The sequence below is a fragment of the Pseudidiomarina tainanensis genome (genome assembly GCF_004214835.1).
Taxonomy (GTDB): Bacteria; Pseudomonadota; Gammaproteobacteria; order Enterobacterales; family Alteromonadaceae; genus Pseudidiomarina; species Pseudidiomarina tainanensis.
Window position 1 is genome coordinate 1,103,841 of the sequence record NZ_PIQJ01000001.1, and the last position, 19,235, is coordinate 1,123,075.

Here is a 19,235-nt window from a genome sequence, read left to right on the forward strand (position 1 = left end):
TTACTCCTGTGTTGTTGTGTGTTTAAGCGCTTTATTCAATTGTTCCGACTGCAGCAATATTTTCGTTAATTGCTCTTTCGGATTTGTTAGTAGCGCCTGTGTCGAATCAAACTCAATCATTTTACCACGATGCATTATTAAGATCTTGTCAGCTAGGTGACGCACGATCTCCGGCGAATGTGACACGAAAATGAATGAAATACCCATATCTTCTTGAAGATCGAGTATTAGGTTAATAATTTGAGCTCTAATTGATGGGTCCAATGAGGCGAATGCTTCATCTGCCACGATAATTTGCGGTTCGAGGATAATTGCACGGGCAATGCACACGCGCTGCTGTTGCCCACTTGAGAGCATATGTGGATAAAAATCAAAATGGTCAGGGAGTAAGCCGACCTTTTGCAGCGTCACGTAAACGTGTTCTTGTTTTTCCGCAGGCGTCCAAGCGGTATTGAACCGCAATGGTTCGAGTAACTGCTTGCCTATCGTCAGTTGCGGATTTAATGACCCCAAACTGTCCTGAAAAATCATACGTATTTCACGGCAGCGTTGTTGGTAGTTAGTTGGATCGAGGCGCTCACCATTTAAGAAAATTTCACCAGAACTGGGAATTTCGGCGCCAGCAATGAGTTTTGCTAACGTGGATTTACCCGAGCCAGTCTCACCCATGATTGCAATCGTTTCACCACGCTTGACCGAAAAATTAATTGGTTCCAGTGCGCAAGCACGAGTCGGGCGCAACCAACCATTTTTGAAGCTGTAATATTTACTTAAGTTGCGAACTTCCAGTAGATCAGTCATGCGTTTCCACCTCAATTAGTGGGAAGTGACATGCATATTGATGTTGTTTTAATTTGCTCAAACGCGGTGAATGAATACATGCACGTCGCGCATTGGGGCATCGTGGCCCGAGACGACAACCAATTGGCATATGTTGCAACGTCGGTATCGCTCCGGTAAGCGTTGGCAAACGAGTTTTCGGCGCGACATCCTGATTGAAAAAGCTCATTTTCAACATTGCATCGGTATAGGGATGAAAGGGCTCACTCATGATTTTTTCTGTGGGCCCCGTTTCCATCAACTGACCACAATAAACCAAACTCATCCGCTGAGTTTCTGGAATGATTGCCGTTAAATCCTGTGTAATCATGAGAATACTCATGCCTTGGCTAGAACTTAGCTTGGCGAGTAACCGATAAATTTGATTACGGGTATTGGGCTCCATTGCAGTAGTCGGTTCGTCGGCAATTAATAACTTGGGGTTATGAGCAATTGCCATGGCAATACTGACTTTCTGCGCAATACCTTCCGAGAGTTGTTGTGGATAGCTGTTCATTACTTTTTCAGCATCTTTAATGCCAACGCGATGTAATAAGCGCTCGGCGCGAACCGTACGCGTTGCCTTGCGACGTAAGTAAACACCCTTCAGTTCGCTTTGTGGAATTGTTTCGCGTAATTGTTCGCCGATTTTTGTGTTGGGATCGAGATAACTACCTGGATTTTGAAAAATCATGGCCATATCACGCCCAGTAACCAAGCGTCTTTGAACGGGATTGAGCGCCAATAAGTCATAGTGTCGCCACCACAGTCGGTCGGCGGTTATTTTCCAGCGCGGATTGATAAATCCCATAATTGCTTTGGCGAGCAAGCTCTTACCGGAACCTGACTCACCGACCAGTGTATGAATTTCGCCCTCAGCAAGCTGTAAACTCAATTTATCCAGAACTTTCACGGTGCCCGCACTGGTTTCGAGTTCAATGGTTAGATTGCGAATATCTAAAATATTGCTCATGTGCCACGTATCCGTTCTTGAATCGCTGCTCGTAAACTATCGCCGAGTACGTTAATGGAAAGCACGGTTAAGAATAATGCTACACCAGGAAGCACCATTGTCCATGGTAACAGGTAGACCTGATCAAGGCTGCGTGCAAGCATCGTTCCCCATTCTGGGGCTGGAGCTTGAACGCCGAGACCGAGAAATCCAAGTGCTGCTATATCGAGAATTGCAGTTGATAATGCAAAAGTGACTTGCATAACCACAACGGAGGTAATATTCGGGAAAATAACCCGTGTAAGGATATACCAACGCGAGCACCCGTTGAGTTTGGATGCGATGACATATTCTTTACTACGTTCCTCATAAAAGGCGTTATGGACGCTATGAATAAATTGTGGAATCAACACCAAAGTGATGGCAATCATCACGGTATGTAAAGCTGGCCCAAGAATCGCAATGATGATCAGGGCTAATAATAATGAAGGAATCGACAATACCACATCGAGCAAGTGGTTGAGAGTAGAGGATTGTACTCCTCGGCTCATACCAGCCCAGGCGCCGATAGCAATGCCGATGATTGCAGCTGTAGCGGTTGCAATAAGCGGGTATCCAAGACTATAGACTGCGCCGCTAATTACCCGCGAAAGCAAATCTCGACCTAAGTCGTCGGTACCAAATAGAAATCGAATTTGCCCGTCATCATGCCAAGCCGGTGGTTGAGAAATCGCATCACTAAACTGAGCATCTGGGCTGTATGGCGCAATAAGTGGTGATAACACCATAATCAACAGCAAAAAACTAAAAATATAGAATGCTGCGACGGCAAATGGATTGGTGTTCATGTGCAGCCACAACGCCCGCAATGGCGAGGGTTCGCGATATTGATAATAGATGCTGCGATTATTCGGCATCGATCTCTTTCCTCACTTGCGGATAACGCCAGGCATGTAATAAATCGACAAGAACATTCACGAGAAGAATTAACGAGGCTAGGATTAACAAGCCAGCCTGAATAACAGGGAAGTCTCGCTCATAAATACTTTTTACCAACCAACTGCCAAGCCCTGGCCAATTAAAGATAACTTCGGTAATTACGATATTAGTCATCAGTACGCTAAATTGTAGGCCGAGTTGCCGTACAACAGGCTGCAAAGCGTTGGGCAGGGTATGGCGAAGCATAATCGTTGAATCACTCAAGCCCCGCGCGCGCGCTGCCTTGATATAGTTTTGTTGCAGGGTATCGAGTACAGCGTTACGCATAATACGAATTAACATCGTTAATGGCATCATCGCCAATACAATGACGGGTACCCATAAGTGATTGAGGGCATCGTAGAATGCCGCTGATTTAAATGGCGAGTCACTGAGCCAAATATCGATCAGTATGGAACCAGTTTGCGTTTCAATCGCATAAAGCGGATTAATTTGACCCGAAATAGGGCTCCAACCGAGTTTGATTGCGAATAATAAAATGAAGAGCTGAGCCAGCCAAAACACTGGAATCGAATACGCGCTTAAGCTAATCCCCATAATAATGCGATCGATAGGGCCGCGTTGTTGCGCTGCAGCATAGACGCCCAGCGGGATACCTAATACCATTGCTAGCAACATTGCTAGCAAACCAAGCTCTATGGTCGCTCCTAACAATGGCTTTATCTCTGCAAACACCGGTTGTTGAGTGACCAGCGACAGACCCCAATCGCTACTCAATAAGTGCCGAATAAACTCGCCATATTGCGTCATCAAGCCGTCGTTAAAACCACGCGCAACGTAGGCTTCTTGATACGCCAGAGAATGCGTGTCGGCAATGCCCGTCATGTTGGTAAGCGTATCGCCTGGATACCAGTAGTTCAGCGAAAATATTAACAGCGATAACAACCATAAGGTAACCAATAATAATACGATACGGCGCAAGCTATAACGGAGCATCACTTACCCTCCGCGCATAGCGAAAATTAATGCCACCGTAAGGTGGTAGTTCAACGCCCTCGATATCGCCGCGGTGCGCTTGAAAACGCAGTGAGTTAGCAATGGGCACAAGAGGTGCTTGCTGCATCACGAAGTCTTCAATCGCTTGATACAGGTGCTTGCGTTGGTCGAGGTCGCTTTCAGTAATGGCATCAATCAATAGTTGGTCAAACAGCGGATTGCACCATTGTGCGCGGTTATTACCCGAGCGAGCGGCGGCACAACTTAAGGTTGGTCTAAAAAAGTTATCCGGGTCTGCATTATCAGCGACCCAGCCAATCAATACGCTGTCGTGTTGTCCTGCAACCAGCCGTTGGCGAAATGTATTCCATTCATAGCTGACAATATTCGCTTGAACACCGACTTGGGCCAAATCAGACTGGATTAATTCAGCCATGCGTTGCGCATTGGGGTTGTACGCGCGCTGCACCGGCATCGCCCAAATATCCATACTAAAACCATTTGGATAGCCGGCTTCAGCGAGCAACTCTCGTGCTTTGCCGGGGTTATAAGGATAGGTTTGCTGCACTGGGCTATATGCCCATGAGGTTTCCGGTAACATGCCAGTCGCTAAACGCGCATTACCGTTATAGATGGTTTGTATAATCGCTGGGCGATTAATAGCGAGAGCTAAAGCCCGCCGTACCAACACGTTATCGAAGGGCGGATGCTGAGTATTGAACGCCCAGAATGATACGTTCGGACTGACTGAACTACCGACTTGAATTTCTGCGCCTTGATCAAGTTGTGATAATTCATCGACCAATGGATAAGGAATGACATCGCATTCGCCAGTCACTAGCTTGAGCATACGCTTATTAGCGTTTGGCGTAATGACATAAACTAAGGTTTTGATTTCAGGCTGTTCGCGCCAATAGCCTTCGTGAGCGCTGTAACGAATCACGAAATCTTTTCGAAATAGCTCAAATTCAAAAGGGCCTGTGCCAATTGGTAGGCGGTCAATTTGCTCAGGCTTCCCCGTTTCAAGTAGCTGTTCGGCATACTCCTGCGATAATACAACGGCGAAGTCAGTGGCTAAATTGGCTAAAAATGAACTATCCGATTGAGTTAAATGAAAATCGACGGTGTAATCGTCTACTTTTTCAACTTTTTCAATGAGTTTGATCAAGCCGCTCGAGCGAAAAAACGGATAACGCCCGCCATTTACTTGATGATAAGGGTGTTGTTCATTGAGCCAACGTTGAAAACTAAACAGCACATCGTCAGCATTAAATGTGCGTGTTGGCGTGAACCACTCGGTAGTATGAAATTGGACATTTTCACGCAAGTTAAAGCGATAGCGTTGGCCTTGCTCAAATGCCTGCCAACCGCGTGCAAGCGCTGGCACAAATTGTTGTTGCTTGGCATCATAATCTAAGAGTCGATCATAAAGCTGCGCCGAAGTCGCATCAACGGTGGTACCCGAAGTCACTAATTGAGGGTTAAAGATTTCCGGATTACCCTCTGAGCAATAGACTAAGCCATCTTGATAAACTTCACTGTCTGTTTGCACTGGGCCGCATGCGGCCAGTACTAACGTACTTGACGCTATCATGAGCTGTTTAAGCATTAACCTTGTCCCTCAAGCAACGCGTACTTTTTTAAGTAACCACGCAATTGATGATAGGTGAGTCCCAGCAGGTCTGCTGTTTTCTTTTGGTTAAATTGCGCATGTTGCAGTGCACGTTGAATAACTTCGATTTCAAACTCAGCGGTAATTTCTTTGAAATCAATGCCGCCGTTATCAAAATCAACACAGACACCAACCGCTTCTGAGCCGTTATTCGCGCTTGCCACAGGTGCAGGTACTCGCGTATCTGGTTCGGCTTTTGTAACCTTAGTTTCAGTTTGCGGGGTGGCATCACGATGCGGCGCAGCAGCTGGGCGGTAGGGGCTATGAAATGGATCAATAACAATGTCATTTACTGGCACATGACCGTTACCGATTCGATAAACAGAGCGTTCGACAACGTTTTTTAATTCACGGACATTGCCTGGCCATTGATAATCGAGCAACGTTTTGCGCGCTTGTTCGGTAAAGCCACTAAACAGTTCGTAGTCAAGTTCACGCGCCATTTGTATGGCAAAGTGTTCAGCGAGTACCAAAATATCTTCACGACGCTCACGCAGTGGCGGTAAGGTAATCACATCAAAAGCTAAGCGATCAAGTAAATCGGCTCGAAACTTTCCCGAATCTGCCAAGCTTGGGAGATCCTCATTGGTTGCTGCAATTAAGCGCGTATCAACGCGGACTGTTTTAGTGCCGCCAACGCGCTCAAATTCACCGTACTCGATAACGCGCAAGATTTTTTCCTGCACCAACGCCGAGGTGTTGGCTAACTCGTCAAGAAATAAGCTACCGCCGTCGGCGCGCTCAAATCGACCCTCGTGGCGTTTCTGGGCGCCGGTAAAAGCTCCCGCCTCATGACCAAACAGTTCACTTTCGAGCAGACTCTCGCTCAGGGCAGCACAATTAAGCTTAATGTAGTTTTGCTCCCAACGCTTCGAAAGAAAGTGCAAGCGCGCGGCTATGAGTTCTTTACCGGTACCGCGTTCGCCAATAATGAGTACTGGTTTGTTTAAAGGAGCGATTTGAGAAACTTGCTCAAGAACGGCGAGAAAGCTGTTGGCTTGTCCGATTAAATTATCAGCTTCGCGGAAGCGGCTCATGGTTAGCACCACGCTGTTATTATCGTTATTGGTGAATTTGACTAATTATTAGTGTATTTCATAAGCAGGTTGCGTCAAATTATTTTTTGCTCAAAACGGAAAAATCAATATATTTAAATAGGTTAGAGCATTTTTAAAAAGTTGGCACGGTATCTGCATAATATTCCAGCGAACAATAACTAAATTTCTATTGACGCTTTATGAGGACACAAACATGGGTATCTTTACACGTTTTACAGATATCGTAAATTCAAACCTGAATGCTTTATTGGATAAGGCAGAAGATCCAGAAAAAATGGTTCGTTTGATTATCCAAGAAATGGAAGACACATTGGTTGAAGTTCGTTCAACATCAGCGCGTCTTATTGCTGAGAAGAAAGACACTGAACGCCAACTCGCACGCTTTGAAAAAGAAGTTGCGGAATGGGAAGCGAAAGCTGAACTCGCCTTAAGTAAAGAACGTGAAGACCTAGCGCGCTTAGCGTTGGTTGAGAAGCAAAAAGCAACCGCAGATGCGGAAAGCTTGCAAGCTGATATCACTCGTATCGATGAGCACTTGAATCGTTTAAGTGAAGAAGTAGGGCAGTTGCAAGAAAAATTGGCCGACGCGAAAGCGCGCCAGAAAACCATTATCATGCGTCAACGCGCTGTTAGCAGCCGTTTGGAAGTTAAAAAACGCATTGATAGCGGAAAAATCGATGACGCGATGTTGCGCTTTGAGCGATTTGAATCAAAAATTGATGACTTAGAGTCGCAAGTTGAAGCTTACGATCTTGGCAAGAAGACATTGCGCGATGAGTTTGCGCAGTTAGAAACTGACGACAAGATTACCGATGAGCTAGAAGCATTAAAAGCTCGCGTTAAAAAAGATAAAACTGATAAGAACGCGTAATGAGTGGCACTAAGTGAGCGGGTGTCGAACCTGACACCCGAACCTTTTGAACGACGAGAGACGAGAAGCATATGGATATTATAGCCCCACTGATTGGCGCACCGATTATTTTATTTATGATTTTTGTGGCGCCGATTTGGATCATCATGCATTACCGTAGCCAGCGTAAAATTGGTCAAGGCTTAAGCCAAGATGAATTGCTGCAGCTACAGGAGCTTGCTCATCAAGCTGAGCGCATGCGTGATCGGATAAAAACGCTAGAGTCAATTCTAGATGCGGAGTCACCAAAGTGGAGAGACCGCGTATGAACCAGGATAACTGTCAACGCAGAACATTAATGCGCGATAAAGCCAAAGGCAAAATTGCCGGGGTATGCGCAGGTATCGCTGAATATTTTAATATTGAGGTGTGGTTGGTTCGCATTATCGCGGTAACAGCACTTATTTTTAGTTCGAGCTTTGTTGCCGTCATTTATATTGCCATGTGGTTTATTCTTGACGAAAAAAAGCCGAATCCAGCCGCCCAGCCGTCGCATCATCTTGGCGTTAAAACGAAGGTCTGGCAGGCTGGTGAACCACCGCAACGCGCGTTTCGAGAGATAAACCAAGAGTTCAGTGAACTCGAGCAATCATTGCAGCGCATTGAACGCTACATTACCTCAAACGCCTATAAAATTGATCGTGAACTCGATCGATTGTAATCGTACCGAATAAGTTACGACACAGCGCACAAATACACCGTGAGTACCCCGTTGTTCGGATTTGCCGGCAACGGGGTTTTTTATGTCAGTGGCAAATTTCCGTTACAGCAAAACATGATCAACATCAAAGTTAGCTGTTGCGTTCACTTCAGCAGAAATGCAATCTGATGCGCAACTACAAGGAGATATTCTGCCAATGCGCACTAACAACAAAGATAAATCGCAATGGCAGCCAGCGACGGTGACGATTCACGGCGGTAAGCGCCGTGATGAACATGGCGCTTTGGTTGCACCACTTTATCAAACAGCGACGTTTTCGTTTGAAAATACGGCGCAAGGTTCAGCTCGTTTTGCGGGTGAAGAAGCCGGTTATATCTACAGCCGGTTAGGGAACCCGACCGTCACCGAGCTTGAAGAGCGCGTTGCTGCGTTGGAGGGCTTTCCAGCTGCAGCTGCGGCCGCCACCGGAATGGGGGCGGTATCAGCAACCATGCTGGCATTCGTTGAGCAAGGTGATCATGTGCTGGTATCTGATGCGATTTACGGCTGCAGTTTTGCGTTGTTCTCGCATTTGTTCACCAAGTTTGGCATCACAGTCGACTTTGTTGATATGGCAGATCTCGCGAAAACGCGGGCTGCGATACGCTCAAATACCAAGTTGGTATTTCTTGAATCGCCAGTAAATCCGCATTTGAAGGTGATTGATATTCAAGCCATTGCTGATGTTGCACATGAAGTGAACGCGCGCCTAGTGGTCGATAATACGTTTATGACACCATTATTGCAGCAGCCACGCCAACAGGGCGCTGATTTGGTTTTGCATAGCGCAACCAAATATCTCAACGGACACGGTGATGTGGTGGCCGGTATTGTCTGTGGTAGCGAAGATGATATTGAGCTGATTAAACTCACTACGCTAAAAGATATGGGCGCGACCATGAGCCCGCACGACGCGTGGCTGATCTTGCGTGGTCTAAAAACCCTAGATGTTCGTATGGAACGTCATTGCGCGAATGCAGTCAAAGTAGCTGAGTATTTGCGTGCAAAAGACTTGGTTAAAACAATCTATTTTCCGGGTTTTGCTGATCATCCAGCGCAAGCATTGATGGGTACGCAAATGCACGGGGCTGGCGCGGTCATCGCATTTGAGCTGCATGGTGATATCAATACCGCGCGTCAATTGTTAGATAGTTTGCAATTGATCACGATAGCGGTGAGTTTAGGCGACGCTGAAACGTTAATTCAGCATCCGGCGTCAATGACACACTCTCCGTATACACCGGAAGCTCGAGCCGCTGCGGGTATTACGGATACACTGATACGAATTTCAGTTGGGCTTGAGGCGGTAGAAGATATTATTGCTGATTTGGAACAGGCATTTGCTGCCTGCAGTAACAGCCAAATGACAACAACAGGGGAACAAGTACGCTATGGGTAAACAAAGCAACTATGTTTCACGACAACCGGACGATAACGGTATTATCGCGTGGAGTGATGAAGAAAACGCGGTTTGGCATGACCTTGTAGAACGCCAACTTAAGCATATTCCGGGTAAAGCCTGTGACGAATATATGCATGGTCTCGATTTACTCAATCTGCCGCATGATCGTATTCCACAACTTCATGAAATTAATGAAGTGTTGCAAGCAACGACGGGTTGGCAAGTTGCTCAAGTGCCTGCGCTAATTCCGTTTGACGAATTCTTTCGTCTATTGGCGAATAAGCAATTTCCAGTTGCGACATTTATTCGTACGCGCGAAGAATTTGATTACTTGCAAGAACCGGATATTTTTCATGAGATTTTCGGTCACTGCCCGTTGTTAACGAATCCAGCGTTCGCTCATTTTACCCATCAATACGGTAAATTGGGATTAAACGCGACGCCAAAAGAGCGCGTATATCTGGCCAGATTATATTGGTTCACAGTTGAGTTCGGGTTGTTACAAACCGAAGATGGTTTGCGTATCTATGGTGGCGGAATTTTATCTTCACCAGGCGAGACGGAATACGCAATATACAGCGATAAACCAGAACGTAAACCGCTGGTGCCTTTGGATGCGCTAAGAACACCTTATCGTATCGATATTATGCAACCGATTTACTACACCATTGAAAGTACCGACCGGTTATTTGAAATCGCCGATTTAGATATTATGGCGCTAGTTCGTGAGGCAATGGAACTTGGTTTATTTGAACCGAAGTTTCCGCCAAAACCGAAAACTGACGCTGCTTAATTATTGTTTGATAAATAAAGTTAAATCGAGGACAGAATGTCAGAATTAAAACAACAAACTTGTGAAGCCTGCAATGCCGATGCACCGAAAGTAAGTGATGCTGAATTGGCTGAATTAATTCGTGAAATTCCTGAATGGACGCCGGTTGTTCGTGACGGTGTGATGCAATTAGAGCGTGAGTTCAAGTTTAAGAACTTCAAGTTGGCGCTGGCGTTTACTAATAAAGTCGGCGAAATTGCCGAAGCTGAATTTCATCATCCGACTCTGGTGACTGAATGGGGCAAGGTAACCGTTACTTGGTGGACGCATGCAATCAATGGTCTACATAAGAATGATTTTATTATGGCAGCACGTACGGACGCTGTATTGAACGACGCTTGATTGATGCATACCTGATGCGCAACAAAAAACGAGTCGGTCAGAACTGCTCGGACGACTAAAAAAAGCCCTTGAGGATGGTTATCCCAAGGGCTTTTTTGTGTATACTTTGCTTTACACATAGACTAATAAAGCGGCTATTTATGCGTTTGGAAATAACCTGCGATGATCGTCTGGGCATTGCTCAAGACGTGCTACAGATTCTGCGCGACCACGAAATTGACCTACGTGGTATAGAAGTCGATCCGAAAGGAAAGATCTTTCTTAACTTCCCTGAGTTAGAGTTTAAGGATTTCCAACACCTGATGCCGGAGATCCGTCGCATCCCGAATGTGAAAGACGTAAAAACGATCGCAATAATGCCGTCTGAACGCGAGCACTTTGAATTTAAACTATTGCTGAGCAAGCTACCTGATCCAATTCTCTCAGTTGATAGCCGCGGTATGATCGATATCGCCAACGATGCTGCACAGCAAGTTCTTAGCGATAACCGAACCGAATTAGTGGGCACTTCGATAGGTCAGTGGCTTACTGGTTTTGCCGTTCAACGATGGCTTGAGAAGCAACCCACAGACCCAACCGTACAGCAAATAAGTGCAGGTGGTTCGAAATACTTTGCTGATTTGTTACCCATTTGGGTTGCCGATGACTCGGGCAAAAATAGCTTTGCTGGTGCCGTGATTACCTGTAAACCACAGCCGTTAGTCGAGCAATGGCAACGCGGCGGAAATCATGATGTGTTTACGCAAGTACTCGGTGAACATGCCAGTATGAAGCGGTTAGTGAAAGAAGCTGCACGTATGGCTGAGCTCAACGTACCCTTGCTGATTCAGGGCGAAACAGGCGTGGGTAAAGAGTTATTAGCGCGTGCCTGCCATCAAGCCAGTCAGCGAGCTGACAAGCCTTTCTTAGCCATTAACTGCGCTGCGTTACCGGACAATGTGGCCGAAAGCGAATTGTTTGGCCACGGCAAAGGTAGTTTAGGGCCGTATACGGAAGCTAAGAAAGGCATCTTTGAACAGGCCAATGGCGGTACTGTATTACTCGATGCTGTTGGTGAGATGTCCAATGGTCTGCAAGCGAAATTACTACGTTTTATTCAGGACGGTCGTTTTCGACGTATTGGCGAAGAGCAAGAAGTGACTGTCGATGTGCGTATTATTTGCTCTGCGCAAGATGATTTGATTGAGCGTGTGGAAGCTGGAACGTTTCGCGAAGATTTATTTTACCGCCTGAACGTTTTAACGTTGCAAGTTCCACCTTTACGCGAGCGCAAATCGGATATTAATTTGTTAACCGAGCATTTCACCGTGCAAGCTTGCCAGAGATTAGGACGCAGTTTAGTGATGCTCACTCGGACTGCGCGTGAGGCCTTACAGCGCTATCAATGGCCGGGCAACGTTCGCCAACTCGAAAATGTGTTGTTTCGTTCCATTTCAATGACTGAGGGAGATACCCTCGATGTTAGCGATATTCATTTACCAGGCGCTGATAGCTTACAAGAGAATGTCGCTATTGATCTGGAAGAAGGAAGCCTAGACGAGGCGGTGAAAAAATTCGAAGCGACGATTCTGCGTCGGCTTTATCCAAGTTATCCGAGCACGCGGCAACTGGCTAAGAAGTTGGGATTATCGCATACGGCGGTAGCAAATAAGTTGCGTGACTACGGCATCGGCAAAACCCGCAAACGCTGAAATCAAAAACGATATTAGCTGTTGGATATTAGAGGGCGTCGATGAGGATTCAATCCTTTTGGTTTCGGGTTTTTACGAATATCTAATATCTAAGAGCTAATAGCGCACTTGCCTTTGTATTGTTTTCTTTACAGTGTTTCTAGCTTCTGTAATGAAATCATGACAGCACAGACTCCACGTGCCAGCCTTTCTTCAACTGTATCAATTAGTTTACACCTTGCTGTTTTTCTGACCTCCCCATTGATTGTGGGTTGCAGCTGGCGCTGAAGAGCAACAGTGCGCATAGTAGTATCGATACATTCTTTGATGTGCGTCACTTTATTTAGAACAGAACGCACGAAATGCGAACAACGAGGACATTATGACTGATATTAATTACAACCCATTACAAACCGACGGCTTCGAGTTTGTTGAATACTCAGCGCCAGATGCAGCCGGTATTGCGGCATTAAAAGATTTGTTCACCAAGCTTGGTTTTACTGAAGTTGCAAAGCACAAGAGCAAAGAAGTTTGGTTGTTTAAGCAAAATGACATTAACTTTATTGTGAATGCGGAAACGGGCGGTCAAGCCGAAGAATTTGCTAAAGCACACGGCCCGAGTGTCTGTGGTATGGCGTGGCGCGTAAAGGACGCTAAACATGCATTTGAGCATGCGGTAGCAAATGGTGCCAAGCCGTTCCAGCGTCATACTGGCTCAGGCGAAGAGCAATTCCCAGGTGTCTATGGCATTGGTGAGAGCGTGCTGTACTTCGTGGATAAAGATATTTATACCAATGACTTCGACTTCTATGAAAACTGGGAAGCGAAAATGAAAGATCACGCCGCCGGTTTGTATGAAGTCGACCATTTAACGCACAACGTATTCCGTGGCAACATGGACACTTGGGCTGGCTTCTATGAGCGCATCGGTAACTTCCGCGAAATTCGTTACTTTGACATTGAAGGTAAGTTAACTGGCTTGTTAAGCCGCGCAATGACTGCGCCTTGTGGCAAGATTCGTATTCCAATCAACGAGTCTCATGATGACAAATCGCAAATCGAAGAATACTTGCGTGAATACAACGGCGAAGGCATTCAGCACATTGCATTAACTTCTGACGATATTTACAAAACGGTCCGTGACTTACGTGCTATCGGGATGGACTTCATGCCGACGCCTGATACCTATTATGCGAAAGTTGATGAACGCGTCGAAGGTCATGAAGAAGACGTTGATAAATTGCGCGAACTGCAGATCCTCATTGATGGCGCGCCAATGAAAGACGGTATTTTGCTACAGATTTTCACGCAAACCGTTATTGGCCCAGTATTCTTCGAAATCATTCAACGTAAAGGTAATGAAGGCTTCGGTGAAGGTAACTTCAAAGCCTTGTTTGAATCGATTGAAGAAGATCAAATCCGTCGTGGAGTATTAAGCGATGCGTAAATGGATTAGCTTTCCGAAACAAGTCGGTGTGGCCTCTAAGCAGGCCCACGCTGATTTTCCGGAGCAAGCGATCTTTGAACGCGAAGTAGGGCGTAGTGGTTTCTTTGGGCCCGCAACGCACTTCCATCATCGCCATGCTCCAACCGGTTGGAGTGATTGGGAAGGCGAGTTACGTCCACGTAACTTCGACTTCAATAAACTAGATAATGTTGCCACGGAATCACCATGGCAAGTACCGATGTTGCTGCATAATGCTCAGTGTAAATTCCGTATTTGGCATTGCCAGGAGCGCATGAACTTTTTGGTGCGTAATGCTGACGGTGATGAATTGCTCTTTGTTCATGAAGGACGTGGTGAGCTATTCTGTGACTATGGTCACATTACGCTTGAGAAAGGCGACTATTTCGCGATTCCACGCTCAACCTCATGGCGTCTCGAGCCAATAGAACCGATGCAAATTGTGATGATTGAGGCTACGAATAGTGCTTATCAATTGCCAGAGAAAGGGCTCGTTGGTAATCACGCTATCTTTGACCCAGCTTGCCTTGATACACCAGACATCGACGACGCCTTTAAAGCACAATATAGCGAAGATAGCTGGCAGGTACAGGTCAAACGCCATGGCAAAATCTCAACGATTACCTATCCATTTAATCCGCTGGATGCCATTGGTTGGCATGGTGATTTAGCACCGGTACGGATTAATTGGCGAGATATTCGTCCGTTGATGAGCCACCGTTACCATTTACCGCCGTCAGCGCATACCACGTTTGTGGCTGATGGTTTTGTTGTATGTACATTCGTGCCGCGCCCAATTGAATCCGATCCAGGCGCTTTGAAAGTACCGTTCTACCACAACAACGATGATTACGATGAAGTGCTGTTCTATCATGAGGGCGATTTCTTCAGCCGTGATAACATTGACAAAGGTATGGTAACCTTCCATCCAGCTGGGTTTACACACGGGCCGCACCCGAAGGCATTTCAAGCAGGTTTAGAGTATCGTAAAAAGTTTACTGACGAAGTGGCGGTGATGCTCGATACGCGCCATGCACTAGAAATGGGTGATGTTTGTACCGGTGTAGAAAACCCTGATTACGTAAATAGCTGGAAAGCTAAAGACGACAATAAGGCATAACGATTTATGAAGTTTGCAACGTATCGAAATGGAACACGTGATGGCCAGTTAATGTTGGTTAGTCGCGATTTAGCGAAAGCGGTAGCGGTGCCAGCCATCGCTACAACGTTACAAGAAGTATTAGATGATTGGGACGCCGTTGCGCCGCAGTTAGAAAAAGCGTACCAAGCACTGAATAATGGTGAGTTGAGCGACGCTGAAAAATTTGACGAAAGCTTGTGTGAATCACCGCTACCACGCGCTTATCAATGGGCTGACGGCAGTGCTTATGTCAATCACGTGGAATTGGTTCGCAAAGCCCGTAATGCAGAAATGCCGCCGAGTTTTTGGACTGATCCGCTGATGTACCAAGGCGGCTCGGATGATTTTCTGGGTCCAAAAGATGACATCGAAATGGCCGATACGTCGTGGGGTATCGACTTTGAAGGCGAAATTGCCGTTATTACCGACGATGTACCAATGGGTGTTGAAGCCGCAGAAGCAGGCCAGTATATCCGCTTATTGATGTTGGTCAATGATGTGTCATTGCGTGGTTTGATTCCAAATGAGTTAGGCAAAGGCTTTGGCTTCTTCCAGTCAAAACCATCATCGGCGTTCTCACCGGTTGCCGTCACGCCGGATGAGTTGGGTGAAAAATGGCGCGACAACAAGGTGCATTTGCCATTGTTGAGCTACTATAACAACAAGCCTTTTGGTAAACCGAATGCTGGCGAAGATATGACCTTTGATTTCGCTCAGCTAGTCGCACACGCGGCGAAGACACGCCATTTAGGTGCTGGCGCTATTATTGGCTCTGGTACTGTTTCTAATAAGCAAGGCACTGAGCATGGTAGTGCGATTGCTGAAGGTGGTGTGGGCTACAGTTGTATCGCTGAAGTACGAATGATCGAAACCATTCGTGACGGTCAGCCGAGCACTGGGTTTATGCAATTTGGTGACACTATTAAGATTGAAATGACAGATGCGCAAGGCCACAGTATTTTTGGCAGCATTGACCAAAAAGTGGTGCAGTATTCGCCGTCTGACGAATAATTGCGGAGTTGATTATGGAGCTCTACGGCTACTGGCGTTCAAGCGCCAGTTACCGGGCGCGAATTGCGCTCAACTATAAGCAGTTAGACTATAACTACATTCCGGTACACCTAATCAAAGAGGGTGGCGAGCAACATAAGCAATCGTATCGTCAGTTAAACCCGAATGGTTTAGTGCCGACCTTAGTTGATGGAAGCGTTATTTTGCATCAGTCTCTGGCTATTATGGAGTATCTGGATGAGAAATATCCAGAGCCTTCGCTATTGCCCGGGAATGCACAGAAACGTGGTGCGATTCGCGCGTTATCGTTGGATATTGCTAGCGAACTACAACCGTTGATCAACTTGCGGGTGCAACAATATTTGGTACGCGAATTGGGTGCCGATGACGAAGCAAAGCAAGCATGGTTGCAACATTGGTTTAGTCAGAGCTTTACCGCTTTTGAGCGTAATTTAGAGGAAGTTTCCGGCAAGTTTTGCGTCGGCGATGAGTTCTCTATGGCTGATGTATGCTTGGTTCCGCAAGTGTACAGTGCAGAGCGGTTCGGCATCGCTTTAGAGAATTATCCGTTGTTGCGTGAAGTTTATCAGCGATTAATTGAGTTGCCGTGGGTTGCCAATGCACATCCGAGCCAACAACCGGATGCTGAAAGCTAACCGCAATTACCTTGAATTTCATCGCACAAAATGAATGCCCAGCTCGTAAGTTGCTGGGCATTTTGCTTTAATAGGGCACATTTAGCGAAATAAAAGACCTTAGAAAGGCTTGATTAACAAGGATCATAACAATGAAAACGAAAGTTGCAATCGCGATTGCCGCAGCCTTGATGAGCGCTTCTTGCGCCATGACAGAGGCACCTTCCGCAGCTCCTCAGACAACGCCGCCAGCGGTGCTAGCAACCGCCGAGAATAGCCAGGCCATTGCGGGCCAAGAGCTGACGTTAAAGCAAATTATGTCCGATCAAGACTGGGTGGCGCGCTCGCCAACTAATGCTTATTGGATGCTCGATGGAAGTGGCGTGCTGTATCAACAAAAACGCGAAGGCTCACAAATCAGTGATTGGTTTCATCAACCACTCGACAAAGAAGCGCATCAGGTACCGTTAGAAAAGCTACACAACTATGCCTATAACGACGGTGTTTATAATGCCGATAAGTCGATGTTGGCCTACACCTTCGAAGGTAACATTTTTGTTCGTGATTTAAGCAATAATGAAACACGACAGCTGACACGCGATGAAGCACGCCAATCACAACTGGTATTCTTAACCAGCGGTGAACTAGCTTACCGTCAAGGCAATGACTTCTTTAGCGTTAACCCACGTACGGGGCTGACCAAACAAATTGCTGCGCTTGCTTTGCGCAAAGCTCCAACCGCAAACAGCGAGCCGAAAGATTTTGTTGCGCGAGAACAACAGCAACTAATTGAGTTTGTTCAAGTTGAACGCAAAAACAAAGCGGACCGCTTTGCGCAACAGCAACAACTACAAGCCAATAATGCTTCGTTGGCGCCAGAACCATTCTATTTAGGCGAGGGTAAGCAAATTGTCGCAACAAGTTTGTCAACTGCGGGCGATAAGTTGATTGTTGCAATCAGCGCACCACAAAAGTGGCGTGAAGACGGCGACATCATGCCAAATTATGTCACAGAAGATGGTCGTGTTGCCGCCGAGCCTGTGCGTTCACGGGTCGCTGACGCAAAGCCAGTGGAACATGAAATCCTCGTGTTGGACTTGGAATCTGGTGAGCAAACAACCCTAACTTACAACACATTGCCAGGCTGGAACGAAGATGTTTTAGCTGAGGTTCACCGTGAAAACTATGCGGCTGAAGGTAAAACCTACAAATCAGAGAAGAAGCCACGTCCGATCACCTTAATGCAAGATTGGGGCTGGCAAGCCGGTGCGATTCGCTGGACCGATGATGGTAAACAAGTCGCATTGATGTTGGAAGCTTGGGATAACAAAGACCGCTGGATTGCTTCAGTTGATTTTGCTGGTAAACGTTTAGTGAGCCAAGACCGTTTGCACGATAATGCTTGGATTAATTACACCCATAATGAGTTCGGCTTCTTGCCGAATAGCTCAACTTTATGGTTCCAATCAGAAGCCGATGGCTATTCGCATTTGTATGTAAAGCCGTTAAATGGCAAAACTAAGCAGCTCACTCAGGGTAAATTTGTTGTTGAAGACCCGACGATTAGTAGCAATGGCGAATTCATTTACTTTAGTGCGAATAAACCACACCCGGGTAATTATGAAATTTACCGCGTGCGTACCGACAATGCGGCACTTGAGCAATTGACGAAATTAGGTGGTATTAATAATTATGAATTAAGCCCACAAGAAGACCGTCTATTGGTTAAGCATTCAACCGCATTACAGCCAGAAGAGCTATATGTTCAAGTAATCGGTAGCGATACGGCAACGCGTCTTACCCATACGGCAACTGAGCAATTCATGAGTTTCGACTGGGTTGCGCCTGAAATTGTCCCAGTACCATCAAGTCACGTGGCTGATCCGATTTATACGCGGGTCTATTACCCACAAGACTATGATCCAAATCGTGCTGAAAAGTATCCAGCGGTGGTGTTTATTCATGGTGCCGGTTACTTACAAAACGCGCATGCGGGTTGGTCAGGGTATCAGCGTGAGTTTATGTTCCACACGTTTCTGACTCAGCAAGGTTACGTGGTACTCGATTTAGATTATCGCGGCTCTAAAGGTTATGGTCGAGATTGGCGTACAGCAATTTATCGTCAAATGGGCACGCCCGAAGTGGAAGATTTAGTTGATGTGGTGAAGTGGGCAGGTGAGAACACCAATGTAGATACAAATCGCATGGGTACTTACGGTGGCTCTTATGGTGGTTTCCTAACATTTATGGCGCTATTTAAAGAACCTGGGCTATTCAAAGCTGGCTCAGCATTACGTCCGGTAAGTGATTGGGCGCATTACAATACAGGATATACGTCGAATATTCTGAACTTGCCAGATGATGATCCTATTGCCTACCGTCGTAGCTCGCCAATTTACTTCACAGAAGGCTTAGAAGATGCTTTGTTGATTAATTCACCTATGGTTGATGACAACGTATTCTTCCAAGATAGCGTGCGCCTTGTGCAACGTTTAATTGAACATGAAAAAGAAGACTTTGAAACAGCTATTTTCCCTGTGGAACCGCATGGTTTCCGCCAGCCATCAAGTTGGTTAGATGAATATCGCCGTATCTTTAAGTTGTTTGAAGAGAACTTGAAGTAATTGCAGGTTCTCCGCGAAACAAACAGCCGGCGAAATAAAAAAATCCCAGCACAAGCTGGGATTTTTT

The 19,235-nt window shown here is 46.2% G+C and carries 18 protein-coding genes; 12 read left to right on the forward strand and 6 right to left on the reverse strand.

Annotated features, from left to right (window positions below):
• Genes CWI82_RS05455 through pspF form a run of 6 tightly spaced genes read right to left on the reverse strand, consistent with a single transcriptional unit; the run spans nt 1 to nt 6,415 of the window.
• Nucleotides 1-801, reverse strand: a complete 801-nt coding sequence (locus CWI82_RS05455) for an ATP-binding cassette domain-containing protein (protein ID WP_130202879.1) — start codon at nt 799-801, stop codon at nt 1-3.
• Nucleotides 794-1,792 (reverse strand): oligopeptide/dipeptide ABC transporter ATP-binding protein, encoded by a 999-nt coding sequence (locus CWI82_RS05460; protein WP_130202880.1) that lies wholly within the window; start codon nt 1,790-1,792, stop codon nt 794-796. Before CWI82_RS05460 ends, CWI82_RS05455 begins: the two co-directional genes overlap by 8 nt.
• The gene (locus CWI82_RS05465) at nt 1,789-2,688 is read right to left on the reverse strand and encodes an ABC transporter permease subunit (RefSeq protein ID WP_130202881.1); all 900 of its coding nucleotides are present in this window, start codon (nt 2,686-2,688) and stop codon (nt 1,789-1,791) included. The genes CWI82_RS05460 and CWI82_RS05465 overlap by 4 nt, the downstream gene beginning before the upstream one ends.
• Nucleotides 2,678-3,706, reverse strand: a complete 1,029-nt coding sequence (locus tag CWI82_RS05470) for an ABC transporter permease (protein ID WP_130202882.1) — start codon at nt 3,704-3,706, stop codon at nt 2,678-2,680. Before CWI82_RS05470 ends, CWI82_RS05465 begins: the two co-directional genes overlap by 11 nt.
• Nucleotides 3,693-5,315: an ABC transporter substrate-binding protein gene (locus CWI82_RS05475; RefSeq protein WP_130202883.1), complete on the reverse strand. Its 1,623-nt coding sequence runs from the start codon at nt 5,313-5,315 to the stop codon at nt 3,693-3,695. The genes CWI82_RS05470 and CWI82_RS05475 overlap by 14 nt, the downstream gene beginning before the upstream one ends.
• The gene (pspF, locus tag CWI82_RS05480) at nt 5,315-6,415 is read right to left on the reverse strand and encodes a phage shock protein operon transcriptional activator (RefSeq protein WP_130202884.1); all 1,101 of its coding nucleotides are present in this window, start codon (nt 6,413-6,415) and stop codon (nt 5,315-5,317) included. Before pspF ends, CWI82_RS05475 begins: the two co-directional genes overlap by 1 nt.
• 214 nt (nt 6,416-6,629) lie before the next feature.
• Between pspF and pspA the strand changes: the two genes are divergently transcribed.
• From pspA to CWI82_RS05540, 12 genes are all read left to right on the forward strand, one after another.
• On the forward strand, nt 6,630-7,307 hold the full coding sequence (pspA, locus tag CWI82_RS05485; protein ID WP_092855147.1) for a phage shock protein PspA: 678 nt from the start codon (nt 6,630-6,632) through the stop codon (nt 7,305-7,307).
• A 71-nt stretch (nt 7,308-7,378) separates the two neighbouring features.
• Nucleotides 7,379-7,615 (forward strand): envelope stress response membrane protein PspB, encoded by a 237-nt coding sequence (pspB, locus tag CWI82_RS05490; RefSeq protein ID WP_092855145.1) that lies wholly within the window; start codon nt 7,379-7,381, stop codon nt 7,613-7,615.
• Nucleotides 7,612-8,007: an envelope stress response membrane protein PspC gene (pspC, locus tag CWI82_RS05495; protein WP_092855142.1), complete on the forward strand. Its 396-nt coding sequence runs from the start codon at nt 7,612-7,614 to the stop codon at nt 8,005-8,007. The genes pspB and pspC overlap by 4 nt, the downstream gene beginning before the upstream one ends.
• Nucleotides 8,008-8,203: 196 nt before the next feature.
• A complete protein-coding gene (locus CWI82_RS05500) occupies nt 8,204-9,445 on the forward strand; it encodes a trans-sulfuration enzyme family protein (protein ID WP_130202885.1) in 1,242 nt (413 codons plus the stop codon).
• Entirely contained in the window at nt 9,438-10,241 is an 804-nt protein-coding gene (phhA, locus tag CWI82_RS05505; protein ID WP_130202886.1) for a phenylalanine 4-monooxygenase, read from the forward strand. Before CWI82_RS05500 ends, phhA begins: the two co-directional genes overlap by 8 nt.
• Before the next feature lie 36 nt (nt 10,242-10,277).
• Complete coding sequence (locus CWI82_RS05510; RefSeq protein ID WP_092855136.1) at nt 10,278-10,622, forward strand: 4a-hydroxytetrahydrobiopterin dehydratase; 345 nt, start codon at nt 10,278-10,280, stop codon at nt 10,620-10,622.
• 140 nt (nt 10,623-10,762) lie between these two features.
• The gene (gene tyrR, locus CWI82_RS05515) at nt 10,763-12,313 is read left to right on the forward strand and encodes a transcriptional regulator TyrR (RefSeq protein WP_092855134.1); all 1,551 of its coding nucleotides are present in this window, start codon (nt 10,763-10,765) and stop codon (nt 12,311-12,313) included.
• 361 nt (nt 12,314-12,674) lie between these two features.
• Nucleotides 12,675-13,739 carry a 4-hydroxyphenylpyruvate dioxygenase gene (hppD, locus tag CWI82_RS05520; RefSeq protein ID WP_092855132.1) on the forward strand — a complete coding sequence of 355 codons (1,065 nt, stop codon included), beginning with the start codon at nt 12,675-12,677 and terminating at the stop codon, nt 13,737-13,739.
• Entirely contained in the window at nt 13,732-14,877 is a 1,146-nt protein-coding gene (locus tag CWI82_RS05525; protein WP_130202887.1) for a homogentisate 1,2-dioxygenase, read from the forward strand. Before hppD ends, CWI82_RS05525 begins: the two co-directional genes overlap by 8 nt.
• A gap of 6 nt (nt 14,878-14,883) precedes the next feature.
• Nucleotides 14,884-15,909 carry a fumarylacetoacetate hydrolase family protein gene (locus tag CWI82_RS05530; RefSeq protein WP_092855128.1) on the forward strand — a complete coding sequence of 342 codons (1,026 nt, stop codon included), beginning with the start codon at nt 14,884-14,886 and terminating at the stop codon, nt 15,907-15,909.
• A gap of 14 nt (nt 15,910-15,923) precedes the next feature.
• Entirely contained in the window at nt 15,924-16,565 is a 642-nt protein-coding gene (maiA, locus tag CWI82_RS05535) for a maleylacetoacetate isomerase (RefSeq protein ID WP_092855126.1), read from the forward strand.
• A gap of 131 nt (nt 16,566-16,696) precedes the next feature.
• Nucleotides 16,697-19,168, forward strand: a complete 2,472-nt coding sequence (locus tag CWI82_RS05540) for a S9 family peptidase (RefSeq protein ID WP_130202888.1) — start codon at nt 16,697-16,699, stop codon at nt 19,166-19,168.
• Nucleotides 19,169-19,235: the final 67 nt, after the last annotated feature.